The organism is Methanohalophilus sp. DAL1, assembly GCF_001683555.1.
Taxonomy (GTDB): domain Archaea; phylum Halobacteriota; class Methanosarcinia; order Methanosarcinales; family Methanosarcinaceae; genus Methanohalophilus; species Methanohalophilus euhalobius.
Map to the genome: position 1 here is coordinate 1 of NZ_MAFX01000027.1, position 14560 is coordinate 14560.

General features: G+C 42.7%; 14 protein-coding genes and 2 tRNA genes. 10 read left to right on the forward strand and 6 right to left on the reverse strand.

Features of this window, described 5'->3' with window-relative positions:
* Positions 1 to 99: 99 nt before the first annotated feature.
* The 4 genes from A9957_RS06200 to A9957_RS06215 form a co-directional block, all read right to left on the reverse strand.
* The gene (locus A9957_RS06200; RefSeq protein ID WP_292343550.1) at positions 100 to 1338 is read right to left on the reverse strand and encodes an ABC transporter permease; all 1239 of its coding nucleotides are present in this window, start codon (positions 1336 to 1338) and stop codon (positions 100 to 102) included.
* Entirely contained in the window at positions 1335 to 2672 is a 1338-nt protein-coding gene (locus A9957_RS06205; protein ID WP_292343552.1) for a COG1361 S-layer family protein, read from the reverse strand. Before A9957_RS06205 ends, A9957_RS06200 begins: the two co-directional genes overlap by 4 nt.
* An 18-nt stretch (positions 2673 to 2690) precedes the next feature.
* The gene (locus tag A9957_RS06210) at positions 2691 to 3431 is read right to left on the reverse strand and encodes an ABC transporter ATP-binding protein (protein ID WP_181079240.1); all 741 of its coding nucleotides are present in this window, start codon (positions 3429 to 3431) and stop codon (positions 2691 to 2693) included.
* Positions 3432 to 4244: 813 nt separating this feature from the next.
* Positions 4245 to 4318, reverse strand: a tRNA-Ala gene (locus A9957_RS06215).
* 166 nt (positions 4319 to 4484) lie between these two features.
* On the opposite strand from A9957_RS06215, the gene A9957_RS06220 reads away from it, so the two are divergent.
* The 7 genes from A9957_RS06220 to A9957_RS06250 all read left to right on the forward strand — a co-directional run bounded on the left by A9957_RS06220 (position 4485) and on the right by A9957_RS06250 (position 10645).
* Positions 4485 to 4561, forward strand: a tRNA-Ile gene (locus A9957_RS06220).
* Between the two features lie 160 nt (positions 4562 to 4721).
* Positions 4722 to 5099: a transcriptional regulator gene (locus tag A9957_RS06225; protein WP_128754490.1), complete on the forward strand. Its 378-nt coding sequence runs from the start codon at positions 4722 to 4724 to the stop codon at positions 5097 to 5099.
* A 176-nt stretch (positions 5100 to 5275) separates the two neighbouring features.
* Entirely contained in the window at positions 5276 to 7573 is a 2298-nt protein-coding gene (gene hdrA, locus A9957_RS06230; protein ID WP_292343554.1) for a ferredoxin:CoB-CoM heterodisulfide reductase subunit HdrA, read from the forward strand.
* Positions 7570 to 8175, forward strand: coding sequence for a ferredoxin:CoB-CoM heterodisulfide reductase subunit HdrC (hdrC, locus tag A9957_RS06235; RefSeq protein WP_292343556.1), 606 nt, complete (start codon positions 7570 to 7572; stop codon positions 8173 to 8175). The genes hdrA and hdrC overlap by 4 nt, the downstream gene beginning before the upstream one ends.
* Complete coding sequence (gene hdrB, locus A9957_RS06240) at positions 8172 to 9107, forward strand: ferredoxin:CoB-CoM heterodisulfide reductase subunit HdrB (RefSeq protein WP_292343558.1); 936 nt, start codon at positions 8172 to 8174, stop codon at positions 9105 to 9107. The genes hdrC and hdrB overlap by 4 nt, the downstream gene beginning before the upstream one ends.
* A gap of 80 nt (positions 9108 to 9187) precedes the next feature.
* On the forward strand, positions 9188 to 10429 hold the full coding sequence (locus A9957_RS06245; protein WP_096713073.1) for a 3-isopropylmalate dehydratase large subunit: 1242 nt from the start codon (positions 9188 to 9190) through the stop codon (positions 10427 to 10429).
* Between the two features lie 9 nt (positions 10430 to 10438).
* Positions 10439 to 10645 (forward strand): hypothetical protein, encoded by a 207-nt coding sequence (locus A9957_RS06250; RefSeq protein ID WP_128754492.1) that lies wholly within the window; start codon positions 10439 to 10441, stop codon positions 10643 to 10645.
* Between the two features lie 2 nt (positions 10646 to 10647).
* On the opposite strand, the gene A9957_RS06255 is transcribed toward A9957_RS06250, so the two are convergent.
* Positions 10648 to 11088, reverse strand: a complete 441-nt coding sequence (locus A9957_RS06255; RefSeq protein WP_096713071.1) for a universal stress protein — start codon at positions 11086 to 11088, stop codon at positions 10648 to 10650.
* A 356-nt stretch (positions 11089 to 11444) separates the two neighbouring features.
* On the opposite strand from A9957_RS06255, the gene A9957_RS06260 reads away from it, so the two are divergent.
* From A9957_RS06260 to A9957_RS06270, 3 genes are all read left to right on the forward strand, one after another.
* Complete coding sequence (locus tag A9957_RS06260) at positions 11445 to 12746, forward strand: NAD(P)/FAD-dependent oxidoreductase (protein WP_292343560.1); 1302 nt, start codon at positions 11445 to 11447, stop codon at positions 12744 to 12746.
* 10 nt (positions 12747 to 12756) lie between these two features.
* On the forward strand, positions 12757 to 13122 hold the full coding sequence (locus A9957_RS06265) for a DUF1641 domain-containing protein (RefSeq protein ID WP_096713069.1): 366 nt from the start codon (positions 12757 to 12759) through the stop codon (positions 13120 to 13122).
* Between the two features lie 105 nt (positions 13123 to 13227).
* Positions 13228 to 13827 (forward strand): GNAT family N-acetyltransferase, encoded by a 600-nt coding sequence (locus A9957_RS06270; RefSeq protein ID WP_096713068.1) that lies wholly within the window; start codon positions 13228 to 13230, stop codon positions 13825 to 13827.
* Between the two features lie 87 nt (positions 13828 to 13914).
* Here A9957_RS06270 and A9957_RS06275 read toward each other — a convergent pair whose 3' ends face one another.
* The gene (locus tag A9957_RS06275) at positions 13915 to 14424 is read right to left on the reverse strand and encodes a cupin domain-containing protein (protein ID WP_292343562.1); all 510 of its coding nucleotides are present in this window, start codon (positions 14422 to 14424) and stop codon (positions 13915 to 13917) included.
* Positions 14425 to 14560: the final 136 nt, after the last annotated feature.

The window sequence follows — 14560 nt, forward strand, 5'->3', positions numbered from 1 at the left end:
GAATTTGTATTTAAATTTATGGGTGTGTGATGGGAATAACAGTGCCTAACAATGCCTAATAAATATATGAAGCTCTGCGCCTCATATATACCAAAGACTTCATTCATACCTGAGGGCATCTACTGGTTTCATTCTCGATGCATTATAAGCAGGAACCACTCCCGATATGATACCTACAAACACTGCAATGCCGATTCCCATTCCTATAAGATCGGGAGCTACTGCCATACCCATGGAAGATCTCATCATAGATATTCCAAGCATCGGCATGAGTGCTGTAAGTACAAAGCTCAGCAGGATACCAAGCACCCCACCAACAAAGCCTACCAGTGCGGAATTAATCAAAAATATCATCATAATATCCCTGTTCTTAGCGCCTATGGCTTTCATGGTACCTATATCCTTAGTTCTCTCCATCACAGACGTAAACATGGTGTTTGCAATTCCCACAGAACCTACCAAAAGGGAAACTCCCGCTATGGCTCCCAGAAACATGGTAATTGAATCCATTATCTCAGTTGCAGTATCTGCCATTGAAAGGGAATAAAAAACACTGAAATCTCTATCATCCTCATTTGCGATATGACGGGATATCATAAGCTTTTCTTCGATAGTATTGACTATTGTTTCTACATGTTTGGTATCAGAGGCTTTGACTATAATTGTATCATAGACATCTTCTTCAGCATCATCTATTATATCCACGGCTGAATCTATTGGCATTATGATCGAATTGTCACTTTCACCTTCATCCAGCACACCCACGACCCTGAAGTTTTTGCCTTCAATTGTAAGTGCACGGTTAAGACCTATCTCCTGATCAAATATTTGGTGAGCTACACCGTAGCCTATAACTACAACATTATTATCCGCAGCTTCAAGTAGCCTGCCGGATTCCATGTCATAGGTTACAGTATATTGCCAGACCTGCGAATCAACACCTGTTACGGAAAGTTCCGCCGTCTCCCCCATAAAATAAACATCCATATCTCTTCCATAGACCTGACCATAGATGTAGTCGATGTTTTCAATTAACTTCATCGCGCGTATATCCCTATCAGTAAGCTCTGCATCAGAAGAAAAGGAGCCACCCATGCCCCCCGGTCTCGGTGGTCCTCCACCCGAAGAAGCTTTCGTATATCCCGGAGTTACCTGGATTGTTGTGAGATCCATATCTGCAAATTGTCCTTCCATCTCTGCAGACATGCTGTCACTTAGTGCCATAATCGTAACAACAGAACCCACACCGATAACAATACCTATTATAGTAAGCCAGCTTCTGAGCTTGCTGTGTATTAAAATATTCAAAGCAAGTTTGAAACAGGTACTTAGTCTCATTCTTTATCCTTTCCCAAGATCTTGCCTTTTAGCATTCTCAGCTGTACCCCGATGGGTTCACAATTACCTTCTTTCTCCATTTTTTTCTTTCTGTAAAATACAAGACCACCAGCAATAAGAATCAGGGCAACAGCATACAGATAAGTATTACTTCCTGTTTGACCCGGTCCCTTAGACCCTGCTGTGCCCATAGTACCTGAAGTAAGGTCTTCAATTTGAACTGCCTTTTCAACAGAAAGCCTCTGACCGGTGGTATCAGTATATTCTATGAGAACCAGAAGTTCATTGGCAGAGTCTCCTTGCTGCTGCATAGCTTCACCGTCTTCTGCTGTCACTTCGGCATCTGAAGCCATTGCACCTGTCCTGGATATGGAGAAGGAAGTAACAGTATAGTCACCCTTTTCAAGGTTACCAACAATCGATGAACTGCTTCCTGTAGTTACAAAGTTATCCTGTTTAGGTATCGAGAGTTTTACAGAATAGGCTTCATTATTACCGATATTTGCAAGAGAAAGGGAAACCTCCCCTCCGTCACTCTCGGAATAACTCAGATCAAAATCTGTTTTTCCGCCTACGAAGATACCCGCTTTGGTCTGTATGGTGGAATTATCACCATCATAATCTTGGAATTGCAGTGTAATATCAAGCTGATATAATCCGGGATCGGCATTTACATCAGCCATCACAGAATATGACACATTGGCAGATTCACCCACGCCTAAATATTTAATATACTTGCTTGTTGATGAGTATACAGGTAATACAACTCCTGTCGGTTCTTTCCAGGAAAATTCCATGTTTTTAATCGGTGCATCACCTGTATTTGTAATAACAAATTCAAGAGGTTCCACAGTTGCAAGATCTATATTTGACTCACTTATAGTCACAACCTGGGCATATTCCTTACCTTGAATGTCGATATTTATAGGTGTTCTTTTTCTTGCATCGCTTCCGCTATCCTTTACTACCACATCAATATCATAGGTGTCTTCTGCAACATCAGGGTCAACTTTTAGGATGAACTTGAGAATGGTTCCGTCTTCCTCATCCTGCCGGGCTTCCAGAAAAGAGATTCTTTTTGTCAGGGATTGTCCCGATATACTTGTAAAAGGATACTCCGGGTCCAATGAAACTACTATATCTGAAAGGTCTTCGTTTCCTACATTCTGGATACTCAGGGAGAGTTCTACTGTCTCACCTGGTCTTGCAGGAGCCGGGCTCTGGGTTACTTTACCTACCTCTATACCACTCATGCTTGCAGAAATATCTGCTGAAGCAGTTACCGGTAAGATTAACAGTATCAATAAAAACGAAAAGTATGCCAACTTATTCATTAAAAACCACATCGTCTTTTACTTATTATTTCTTATCTCTATTCTTTCAATTGTTCCGTCCAGAATATGGACAACACGATCTGCATATTCCGCAAGCTCCGGGTCATGTGTGATCATAATTATTGTCTTGGACTCTTTTTTATGCAATTCACTCAAAAAATCAAGGATATAAGTACCGGTTGTACTGTCCAGATTGCCGGTGGGCTCATCTGCAAGAATTACCATCGGATCCACCGCCAGAGACCTTGCTATTGCAACCCTCTGCCTTTGCCCACCTGATAACTGAGAAGGCAAATTGTATTTTTTATCAGAGAGATTTACAATTTCAAGCAGTTCTTCTGCTTTTTTCCATGAATAATCAGCATTCTCTTCCTGAAACTCAAGAGGAAGCATAACATTTTCAATAACATTCAATATAGGAATGAGATTGAATTGTTGAAAAATAAAACCGATCAATTGCCCCCTGATCTGTGCAAGCTCCGATTCCTGCATTTTAGATATGTCCTTACCGTTTAACTGTACGATTCCTTTATTTGGCAGATCCAGACATCCCAACAGATTCATTATTGTACTTTTACCACTGCCGCTTGGACCCAGAATTACAACAAATTCTCCTGTTTGAATCTCCAAATCAATATTTTTCAATGCTGCAAATTCGGTATCTCCCATCTGGTAGATTTTCCATACTCCACTTAGATGCATGAGAGAAGTGGATTGAACCGGGTGTGTTACTGGATAAGTTCCTTTGTTTTCTTCCATAATTCACCTCTCAAAGAATACAACAATCACTTCCAGATGAAACAAATGAGGCGAAAACTTTCATCTGGAGTGATTGTTGGGTGGTGTATTTGCCTGTCTTCTCTAAGACCAGGCAATCTCATATGAACAGTCATAAATATAAACATACTTATTTTAAAAGATCAGAAAAGGGTATTTATGAAATAATGAAGCTTTATTAAGCAATTAAAGACAAAATAGAAGATTTTAAATCACTTTAAAACTTATCTGAGACATGATAATGATTTAATAAGGCAAAGGCACTATAATGCATATAACTTATATCTGGAATTACCGGGAATATTTGATACGAAAAGAGCATCATTAATTTCATTCCAAAATAAAAATGATAATGTATTAGTGGAAGTTAGAGGAAAGGGTTTCTACAGAACCGTTTTTTAATTCCTTTTTGAATTTGTTTCTTCTCATTTTTTTAATGATTCGTTTAAGTGGAAGTTCATCTTTTACCAATAAGGCAGCAAAAATCAAATAAGTTTGATTGTGAACCCAAATCTCCACTTTCGTCAACAAACATATGCAACAGGTGAAGAAGGAAATAAATTACAAAATATTTAGTCTTTGTCGGCCTGTGTCAATGTGTGGGGCGGGACGTAAAAGACCATTTCAGTCTACAGAAAGGGCATACATAGGGCCACTATGGTCTTTAAATCCTTACAGATAAAATTTACTCGTTAACTGAAAGAACTTTTTGTATGGGTTTCTATGTGGGCCTACTTCTAATAAAGATTATAGTAAAAAAACATTGAACATTTAAAATTTTCTAAAATATTTAAGTGGACCGGTCGGGATTCGAACCCGAGGCCTCTACCATGCCAAGGTAGCGATCTTCCGAGCTGATCTACCGGCCCACATTTGCAATTCACAGTTGCAATCATTACTAATAAACCTATCGGCATTATTCGAACTCCTTTCATTGCATTTTACCGATTTTTGGCCAAATCAGGGGTTGGCCGAAACCTTAAAGTATAAGGGTGTGTATTTGAGTGGTTGCGCGATGACAAATCGTGTTCCAATGGGCCCGTAGCTTAGCTTGGTGGAGCGCACGGCTGATAACCGTGAGGTCCTGCGTTCGAATCGCAGCGGGCCCACCATCATATCTGTTTTTGCACAATCGTGTTTTCTATTGAGCAACTGGTAGTTTCCGTACTTCCATAACTTTATATATTGAATGGATAATATAAATATTAAGTACATATATGCATATTATATACTCTGGTGAACGTCCCATTCAAATTATTTATCGGTGTTTCCATGGAAGAAGATGACCTATTTTCAATGAATGAAAATCAAAGAGAAATTGCAAAGCTGCTAAGGAGGCTACACCTTTCAAAACCGGTTGCAAGGACACTTGCCTGTCTTTCATGTGGTGAAGAAGTTTCCTCTCGGAAAATAGAATCAATGTCACAGCTAAGGCAGCCGGAAGTGAGCATTGCTATGAATTTCCTCTTGAAGAAAAAAGGCTGGGTTGAGTATGAGGAAATTAAACGCAATGAAGGCAAGGGAAGACCTATCAAAGTCTATAAACTTGCAGTACCCATGGAATCCATTATAGAAAGTATAGAACAGGAAATCCTTTCAGAGAACCAGATTCTACTGGATAATATAAATCGCCTCAAAGAATTCTCCTGATTGGCATTTCTTTTTTCATCTGATTTTTTATTAGTTCCCCTTTTTAAAATACATATTAGATATTCGGCTAATCTTTTGGCCTTATTAGAGAATTATATATTATAACTGTCTGTTTCAGGTAATAAATGTGCCCTTTCGGGCTAATTTTATATATGGCTTTCTTAACACACCTTTTTATGAATGATACGAAAAAACCTTCAGGCATTTTTATTTGCCATTGTGGAGGCAATATTTCAGACAATATTGATATTAAGCAGCTTAAGAAATCTTTTCCGGACAGTAAAGTATTCGATTACGAGTATCTTTGTTCCAATCGGGGCCAACAGTACCTTAAGGACGAGATTGAATATAGCGGTCTTGAAAGGGTAGTTGTGGGAGCCTGTACACCCGCCAAGCATGAAAATCTTTTCAAAAAATGTGCTTCCCAATGCGGAATGAATCAGGAATTTCTCAAAGTTGTCAATTTAAGGGAACAATGTTCCTGGGTGCATACCGATTCCGACAGGGCAACCCATAAAGCTTTTTCGATGCTTAATTCAGGCATGCTTCGCCTTTTTCGGGCACAACCTATTGAGCATGAAAGTTTACCTATAAACCCGAATGCCCTGATAATCGGTGGTGGAATCTCCGGTATAAATGCAGCCCTGAATCTTGCTAATAGTGGAGTGCATACTTATCTTGTAGAAAAAGAAACGACAATAGGTGGTAATGTCGCAAAGATTGGTAAAATCTTTTCCCCGGAGAGACTGGTCGAGGAATGTGCCATGTGTTCTCTCAGTCCCCTTATGAATGAGATCGCATCGCATCCCAACATAGAATTGTTAACTCATTGTGAGATCAGGAATATAGATTCGACTACGGGTAACTTTCAGGTAAGCATCATTCAGAATCCCCGGTATGTAACCGATAAATGTGTATGTTGTGGTAAATGCGCTGAAGTATGCCCTGTAGTTACAGAAAATGAATTCAACTGTGGGTCAAAGGACAAAAAAGCCATATCAATAAAATTTGCCCAGGCAGTACCCCAGATATATTCCGTCAATCCTGAACATTGCATAGAAATTAAGGGTGGCAAGTGTGGTAGGTGCAGAGAAGTTTGCAATGTAGGTGCTATTGATTTCTCCCAAAAGGACAAACCTGTCGAAGTACAGGTGGGAGCCATTATTGCTGCGACCGGTTTTGATGAATATAATCCTTCCTCCAAACCCCAATACGGTTACGGTCGCTTTCCCAATGTCACTACCCAGATGGAACTTGCCCGCATACTTGGTGTTAATGGTCCCACTCACGGTAAATTACTGCGCCCTTCTGATGCAAAAAAACCGAAAAACGTTGTTATGATCCAGTGTGTGGGTTCCAGGGATGAGAAATCTTCGGGAAACCGCTACTGTTCTCGTTACTGCTGCATGGCAGCTCTTAAACATGCCAGCCTTATAAAGAAAAAATATCCGGATGTGAATGTCACCATCTGTTACATTGATATGCGTGCCTTTGGCCTGTATGAAAACTATTACCGCGCCGTACAGGAAATGGGTGTACAATTTGTGCGTGGCAGGCCTGCTGAGATCGCAGAACGAGATAATTTCGAGCTTGTGGTGAAGGTGGAGGATACCCTGAACCAGCAACTTATGGAATTGCCAGCAGATATGGTGGTACTTTCTGCTGCCATGGAACCTTCAGAGGGTACACAGCAGATTGCAAGGATAATGGACACCAATCTAAGTGAAGACGGTTTCATCAAGGAGCGACACTCCAAACTCAGGCCGGTAGATACATCAAAGGAAGGTATATTTGTCTGTGGAAGTGCCCAGTCTCCCAAGGATGTAACAGATTCAATAGCCCAGTCAGGCCTTGCTGCCTCCCGTGCCCATGCTTTCCTGTCGGCAGGCGAGATATCTCTGGATCCGCATATTGCAGTTGCAGATCCCGGTGTGTGTACTTTATGCGGCAAGTGTGGAACCTGTCCTTTCGGGGCTATTTCCATTGAGGATGAGGTGAAAATTGATCCGCTTGTGTGTAATGGATGTGGCTATTGTACCTCCCTTTGCGATGAAGGTGCTATTCATGTCAGAGGTTACAGCAGAGAAGAACTGCTGGCCGAGATAGGAGGTCTGGCCGAAGCAGGGGATACGATTGTCTTTGCCAGCCGCAACATCGCATATTCAACTATTGATAATATAGGAAGTAGTGCGCAGGATTATCCCTCCTCTACAAAGATAATAAAGGTGCCCACAACAACCATTGTGACAGCGGAGATGATTGATATGGCATTCGATAAAGGCGCCTCTCATGTCGTTTTTGTGGAAGAACCACCGGACAACCAGATTGGTGAAATAATCTATCCACTGGCTGAGGCTCGTTTCCTTGGATTTAATGCAGAATATGGGGATCGACTGCATCTCAAGAAGGCTTACATTCCTCATGCAAAAGGGCTCAGTGACATGTTCTCTTCCCTGGAAGAGGTGGAAAAATGAATGAAAATTATGATACTCCAAAATGCGAATCCCTTGTAGAAACTGTTAAGAAAAGCCTCAGGACCTCGGATTCTATCGGTATTGAACGCTGTATACAATGTGGTGCCTGTACCTCTTCGTGTCCTGCGGCACGATACAGCGATTACAATCCCCGCAATGTAATGAAAAGGGTCAAAGAGGACGATTGGAGTGTAATTGAAGATAAGACGATATGGAATTGCTTCTATTGCTATACATGTAACCTGCGCTGCCCCCGCAACAACAGTCCTTCTCAGGTTGCCCAGGTATTGCGTCAGATGGCAATTAACAAAGGCATTGGTATTGAGAGATTGAGTGTGCTTTTCGAATATCCCGAATCTTTCGCCAAATTGGGTATCAGCCAGATCCCGGCACCCTATATTGGACAAATGGAGGAGGATCTGGGTAAACACTGGCAGCATTTCAGGGACAATCTGGAGGATATCCGGGAAGAACTCGGTCTGGATCCCCTGACCATAGAGGACGAAAGGGGCGAGATCAAAACGCTACTTAAGGGAATCGGGTTTGAGGATCGCTTTGCCAGGCTAAAGGAGATGGCCACAGAAGAAGGTGAGGATGAATGAAGGAACTTGTGGATGTACCTGTAAAAGGATTATTGTTGTTTAAATCCTGTCTTGTGAGTGCTGAGTATCCCGGTATTGAGAGTTCCACCAAATACGTATTCGACAGGCTTGGTGTGGATTATCTTGTCAGCGGGGAGCAGTCCTGCTGTACCGGTATGGGACATTATTTTGACCTGTTTGATCAGATGACCACAACGGCTATTGCCGCCCGCAATTTTGCTGTGGCCAAAAAGGAAGGTTACACCAATATCACAACAATGTGCGCCACATGTTATGCCATCAATAAGAAAGCCTGCTCCCTGCTCAATAATAACAGGCAGGTCATCAACCTTGTCAATGACAATGCAAAGGATTCAGGGCTTGCTAACCTGAAATATGAAGCGGACAGTTTCGATGATGTTGAAAACTTTTATCATGTTGTGGAAGTATTGGCAAAAATGGCCGATAGGATTGGGGATTTATCTATCATTAATTTTGCCGGTGTGAAGATGGCTGCCCATCATGCCTGCCATTACTACAAGATAGATTATGAAGACGTTGCCGGCAACCCGGAACATCCGGAGCTTATCGACCATATTGCAAAAGCCTGCGGTGGTGATGTGGTGGAGTGGTATGAGGACAGGACCCTTACATGCGGTGCGGGATTTTCCCAGCGCTATGTAAACCGTGAAATGTCCCTGAAAGCCACCCATGCCAAGCTGGAAAGCCTGAAAAGGGCAGGTGTGCAACTTGTACTCCATATGTGCCCCAACTGCCAGGTGCAGTATGATCGTTATCAGCCTGTTATAGAAAAGGAGTTTGGCGAGGAGTACGATATGGTTCACATGAATATTGCCCAGTTCACGGCCCTGGCGCTGGGTGGCGATCCTCTTAGGGTTTGTGGCTTTCAGACACATTCGGTTGATCTGACTGATTTTCTGGAGAACCTTTGAGTATCGGAAAAGGTTATTGTGCATAACATCTATACAGGGTTAAAACGTATTTTTCTCAAGAATCTCACAGGTGTTTAATTTTGAGTACTATCAGCGAGAAGATATTCAGCCGGGCAGCCGGCAAAAAGGCAAAGGCCAATGATTTTGTGATAGCTGATATTGATTATGCAATGGCCCACGACGGTACCAGCATTCTGGCAGTCCGTTCTTTCCGACAGATGGAAGTTGAAAAGGTATGGGATCCTTCACGTATAGTGATTCCCTTTGATCACCTGGCACCAGCGAATTCCGATACTACGGCAGGTCTGCAAAAGGATATCAGAGGCTGGGTACGTCAGCAGGGCATAAACAATTTCTATGACATTGGCAACGGCATCTGTCATCAGGTGTTGCCTGAGAAGGGTTTTGCAATGCCGGGCAAGTTGATTGTGGGTGCTGATTCCCATTCCTGTACATATGGTGCCTTCGGTGCCTTCGGTACTGGTGTAGGGGCAACGGACATGGCCGAAATATTCGCATCCGGCAAACTCTGGTTCCGTGTACCGGAATCCATTAAGGTTGCAGCTGAAGGAAAAATGGGAGAGAGGGTTTATGCCAAGGACCTCACCCTCAAGATCATCGGTGAGGTGACCGCTTCCGGGGCGACCTACAAAGCGGTTGAATTCTATGGTAATGCCATAGAGGAACTTTCCATGGCAGGCAGGATGACCCTTTCCAATATGGCTATTGAAATGGGTGCCAAGGCGGGTATAGTACCTCCCGATGCAACGACATTTGAATACCTGAAAGACAGGGCAGTCAGTGATTATGAACCTGTTTATTCGGATGAGAATGCAGATTATGTAGCCGAATATCACATTGATGTGAACTCCCTTGAACCACAGGTTGCCTGTCCCCATGAGGTGGACAACGTTTGTGGTGTGTCAGAAATTGCAGACAAAAAAATCGATCAGGCATTTATCGGTACCTGTACCAATGGCCGGCTGGAGGACCTTGAGGCTGCAGCAGAAGTGCTGAAAGGCAACGAGGCTGCGGTGAGGACAATTGTAATACCGGCTTCCAGGCAGGTTATGAAGGAAGCCGCAAGAAAAGGATTAATAGAGATATTCCTCGATGCAGGCGCTACCATAGGTACTCCGGGATGCGGTCCATGTCTGGGTGGTCACATGGGGGTTATTGGTGAAGGTGAAGTATGTATTTCCACTGCAAACCGTAACTTCCGGGGTCGTATGGGTACAGGTGGCTACATCTATCTTGCTTCACCAGCAACGGTTGCCGCTTCGGCTATAAAAGGTGAGATTACCGATCCGCGTAATATATGAGATGGTACTATGGAAGAAATAAACAGGGATAAACTGAAACATTTGCTTGAACATTGGATAGAACACAACGAAAACCATTGTGATAGTTTTGAGAAATGGATTCCCCAGCTTGAGGATGCGGGGTTCCAGCAAGCTGCAGAATATGTTTCTGCTGCCTCTTCTGAAATGGAACAATCAACGGATATGTTGAGAAAAGCACTGGAATCCCTTGAATAACTTCAAGGGATTACCATTACCGCTGTTTTTGCATGTCTGAGGACCTTTTCAGAAACGCTTCCCATAAGATAGCGCTCCAGACCTGTGCGTCCCAGTGAGCCCATAACGATTATATCTATTTCATTTTCTTTTGCAAAATCCAGTATTTCTTCTGCAGGATAACCTGCCAAAAGAACTGTATCAACCGCTACTCCCTGGGGATTTCCCAGTTCTTCCACATACTGAAGGGCTTGTTGTCCTTCTCTTTTTATGTCTTCGTGGGGGATGTCAAAATTTGTGATTCTTGCTCCATATGGAAGGGTTTTTGATGAAAGTTCTTTCATTACGTATACTGCAAATACCTTTGCTCCATAGATTTTTGCCAGCCCGATTCCTTCTGAAGCTGCCTTTTTGGAGTGTTCAGATCCATCTGTTGCAATTAATATCTTTTTTACATTATTCATTATATCCCCACTACATAATAATGAAGGTAGGTTATATTAACATTTGGAAGGCTACTCATTCATATATCTTCGAATAAAGGTACGTCCAGCACATAACCCAACAATGCTACAACCAGTGTAGCGGGTGCATAAATAGGAATATTATCGCCCGCCATGTTGAAATATCAGGTTAATTATGGCAACATATACCATTACTGTAGTGATCAACACTATAATCTGGAAAATCCCTTTTTCAGGTGGCATGATTGTTCACTATATCAATATTTGAAATCTGCCTATTCATGATTTGCGGTGCTGTCTGCCTATAGGCATTTTCCTGCAGAGGCGATTAACACCGTTACGGACTTATTTCCTATTTGGGTCACAGTACTTCTAATATTCTTGTTACGATAGCCGTACTTAATTTGATTTATATAGGGCTGGCATCCAATATCAGTACTGTAGTAATATTGCAACAGGCGATTGTCATGAAAGAAAGAGTACTGATACTTGGAGCCGGTTATGCGGGTGCGGTGATTGCAAACACACTGGCCCGTGAGTTCAGGCGTAAAATTGCAAAGGATGAACTTGAAATTACAGTGCTTGACAGGAACGATATGGGAGTTAACCAGGGTGGTTTTACTTTACTGCCCTTTGGGTTATACACCCCTGAGGACCTGGTCAGGCCCAGGAAAGAATCACTGAGTCCCAGGATTCAGAGTCGTTTTGGTGATCAGGGTGAAGTCACGGATATTGACCTGAACAGGCAACAGGTAACGACCAAATCCGGTACAAAGTATTCCTATGATCATCTTGTGATCGCAATGGGTGCAAGACCGGATGCTTCCGGTGTGCAGGGTCTTGAAGATGATCTGAATACATTCTATACATCTATGGATGATGCCCTGGAAGTAGGGGAGCTTATCCGCAATTTCAAAGGTGGCAGGATAGTGGTTTCGGTTTCTAGGATGCCGATACCCTGCCCCGGTGCGCCGGTAAAATTCTCCTTTTTGCTGGAGAGTTACCTGAGAGATATACGCAATATCAGGGATGATGTGCAGCTGACGCTTCTCTGGCCCATGGAACCAATAGGTCCGCCGGAGTTTAACAAACTGGTTACCGGTCGTCTTGAAGAAAAAGGAATCGAGGATATCAGGCAGTTCCAGCTTGGTAAGGTTGATGCTGCAAACAAGATGGTTGAATCTACCGATGGCAGACAGGAAAACTATGACCTGCTTATCACGGTTCCTCCCCACAAACCACAACAGGCTGTACTGGATTCGGGTCTTACAGATGAAAAAGGGTGGATTGCCGCGGATAAAACAACATTACAATATCGTGGTCCTGTCGGGGATAAGGATAATGTGTATGTTGTGGGGGACAATGGTCCGGCCGATATCATGAAAACGGGAATTGGTGCGCACTATCAGGCACAGGTGGTATCCCACAATCTTATCAATACGATCAATGGCAACAATATCAAATCGAAGTACAAGGGTGAGACCGGTTGCCCGATAATTACAGACATGGCCTCTGATGCCCATGCCGGTAGAGCATACATTGCAACCTGGAGTTACAATAACCCGCCCCAATCGTTCGATACCACTCAGCTTGGCTGGTATCTGTACCGGATGTATTACTACCTGCACTGGGACATGAGTATTAAGGCATTGATGTGAGGTGATTGGTATGGCTGAAGATATAGAGAATGTTAATATAGGAATGACACAGGCAGACATCGACGCCTTCCTGGATATTGTCAGGACTGCCCGTATCATGCAGAGTTACTTAAATGATGAGACGGTCCACGGTGTTGCGAATGTGATGACTCCCCTGCTAAAACTGCTCAACGGGGTTGCCAGTACGGATCTTGTGGATGTACTGGAAAGGAGTATGCAGGACCCTGATATGGATCGGGCTTTGATGAACCCGCCAAAGGTGGGGATGTATGGTGCACTTCGTGAGATGGGAGATGAGGATTTCCAGAAAGGGCTGGGTATAGCCATTGAATTCCTGAAAGCTCTTGGCAGGGCTTCGGAGGATATAGGAGACTAATTTCCCGCTCTTTCCTGTTTTCCTCCTTTCTTTTTTCACTTCAATTTTGCTATTCCACCACAACATTTATGCTTGCTGCCTTCCTAATTTCTTTTAAGGTGTTTTATGCATTTAGCCAAAGACAGGGACATCGGCCGTGTGGCCTGTTGCAAGGAGGCTATCGATGCTTCCTGGGCAATCTATGACAGTTTCTCACTGCTGGATTATTTCCATGACTGCGAATTTGCAATGCAGTCCCGCAGATTTTCCTGGGGAGGGGCTGTAGCCTATGCATATGATGCCAGGGATGCTATCTATATATTGCTTCTTTTTTCCCGCCAGCAAAACAGGGGGCACGGCCACAGATTGGTCAATTGCATCATTGAGCATGCCCGTTATAAGGGATACAGCCGTGTTTATGTGACTACTTCCTATAGGTCTCCACACCACTACGCTGCAGGTAGGTTCTATGTTTCATGCGGTTTTCGCATGATCGGCTCGGATGAGGAACATATGTATTATGGACTGGATGTCAATGATGTACCTGTATTCCACTGTCCGGATACTTCGACCCCCTCTGCGAATTTTGAATATCGTTTATCAGATTTTTTACTTATTGGAATGGCACTAATGCTTGATACTTTGAACAGGGATAGGGGGGAGCCAAAGGTTGTACAAAAGTTGGGGAAGGTTATTGGGGAAAAAGAAAAAAGATTTTTTAAATAATGGTAAATAATAAAAAATAGGAAGGGGTGACTTATCTTAACATATCATTATCTTCACGAATTGACTAAGGGACAAACAAGAGGGGTTTTATTCCCTTGTCAATGATTCAATTAACTCCCTGTGCTGGGCAAATCTTTCCAGTAATTCATCTTTCTTATGTAGTGTAAAGTCCTCAAATTCAAAACCCGGTGCAACCGTACATCCCACAAGTGAATAGTCATATTTGGAATTATCACACACTGTTGCACCAAAGACTGAACCTGCAGGGACAATACCCTGTGGTATCTCACCGTTTAATATGTCGTTTCCAAGATGGATTGGTTCATAATCACCATCTGGATGTATCATATGTATGTCAATGGGTGCCCCACTGTAAAAATGCCAGATTTCTTCCTGTTTTATTGTGTGAAGTGCTGAAAAGTCGCCTTGTTTTAATAAAAAGTAGATTGCCGTGGAAAACGCATGATCTATAGTAAATCTTTTCGGTAGGTATTGGTGTTTGATTGTTTCCCCCGATCTGTAAGTTTCTTTAAAGTACCCACCTTCGGGATGCTTGCTCATATCAAGGTATTTTATGATTTCATCAGCGTTGTTCATGGTTATCTCCTGAATTGTATTAAGGTACTTTATAACCCTTGTTTTAGTGGATATTGAATTTTGACTAGTTTGAATTCTTCTGTGAAAGTTTTTTCACAGGTTTCAATCCTTGTTTTAGTGGATATTGAATTTTGAC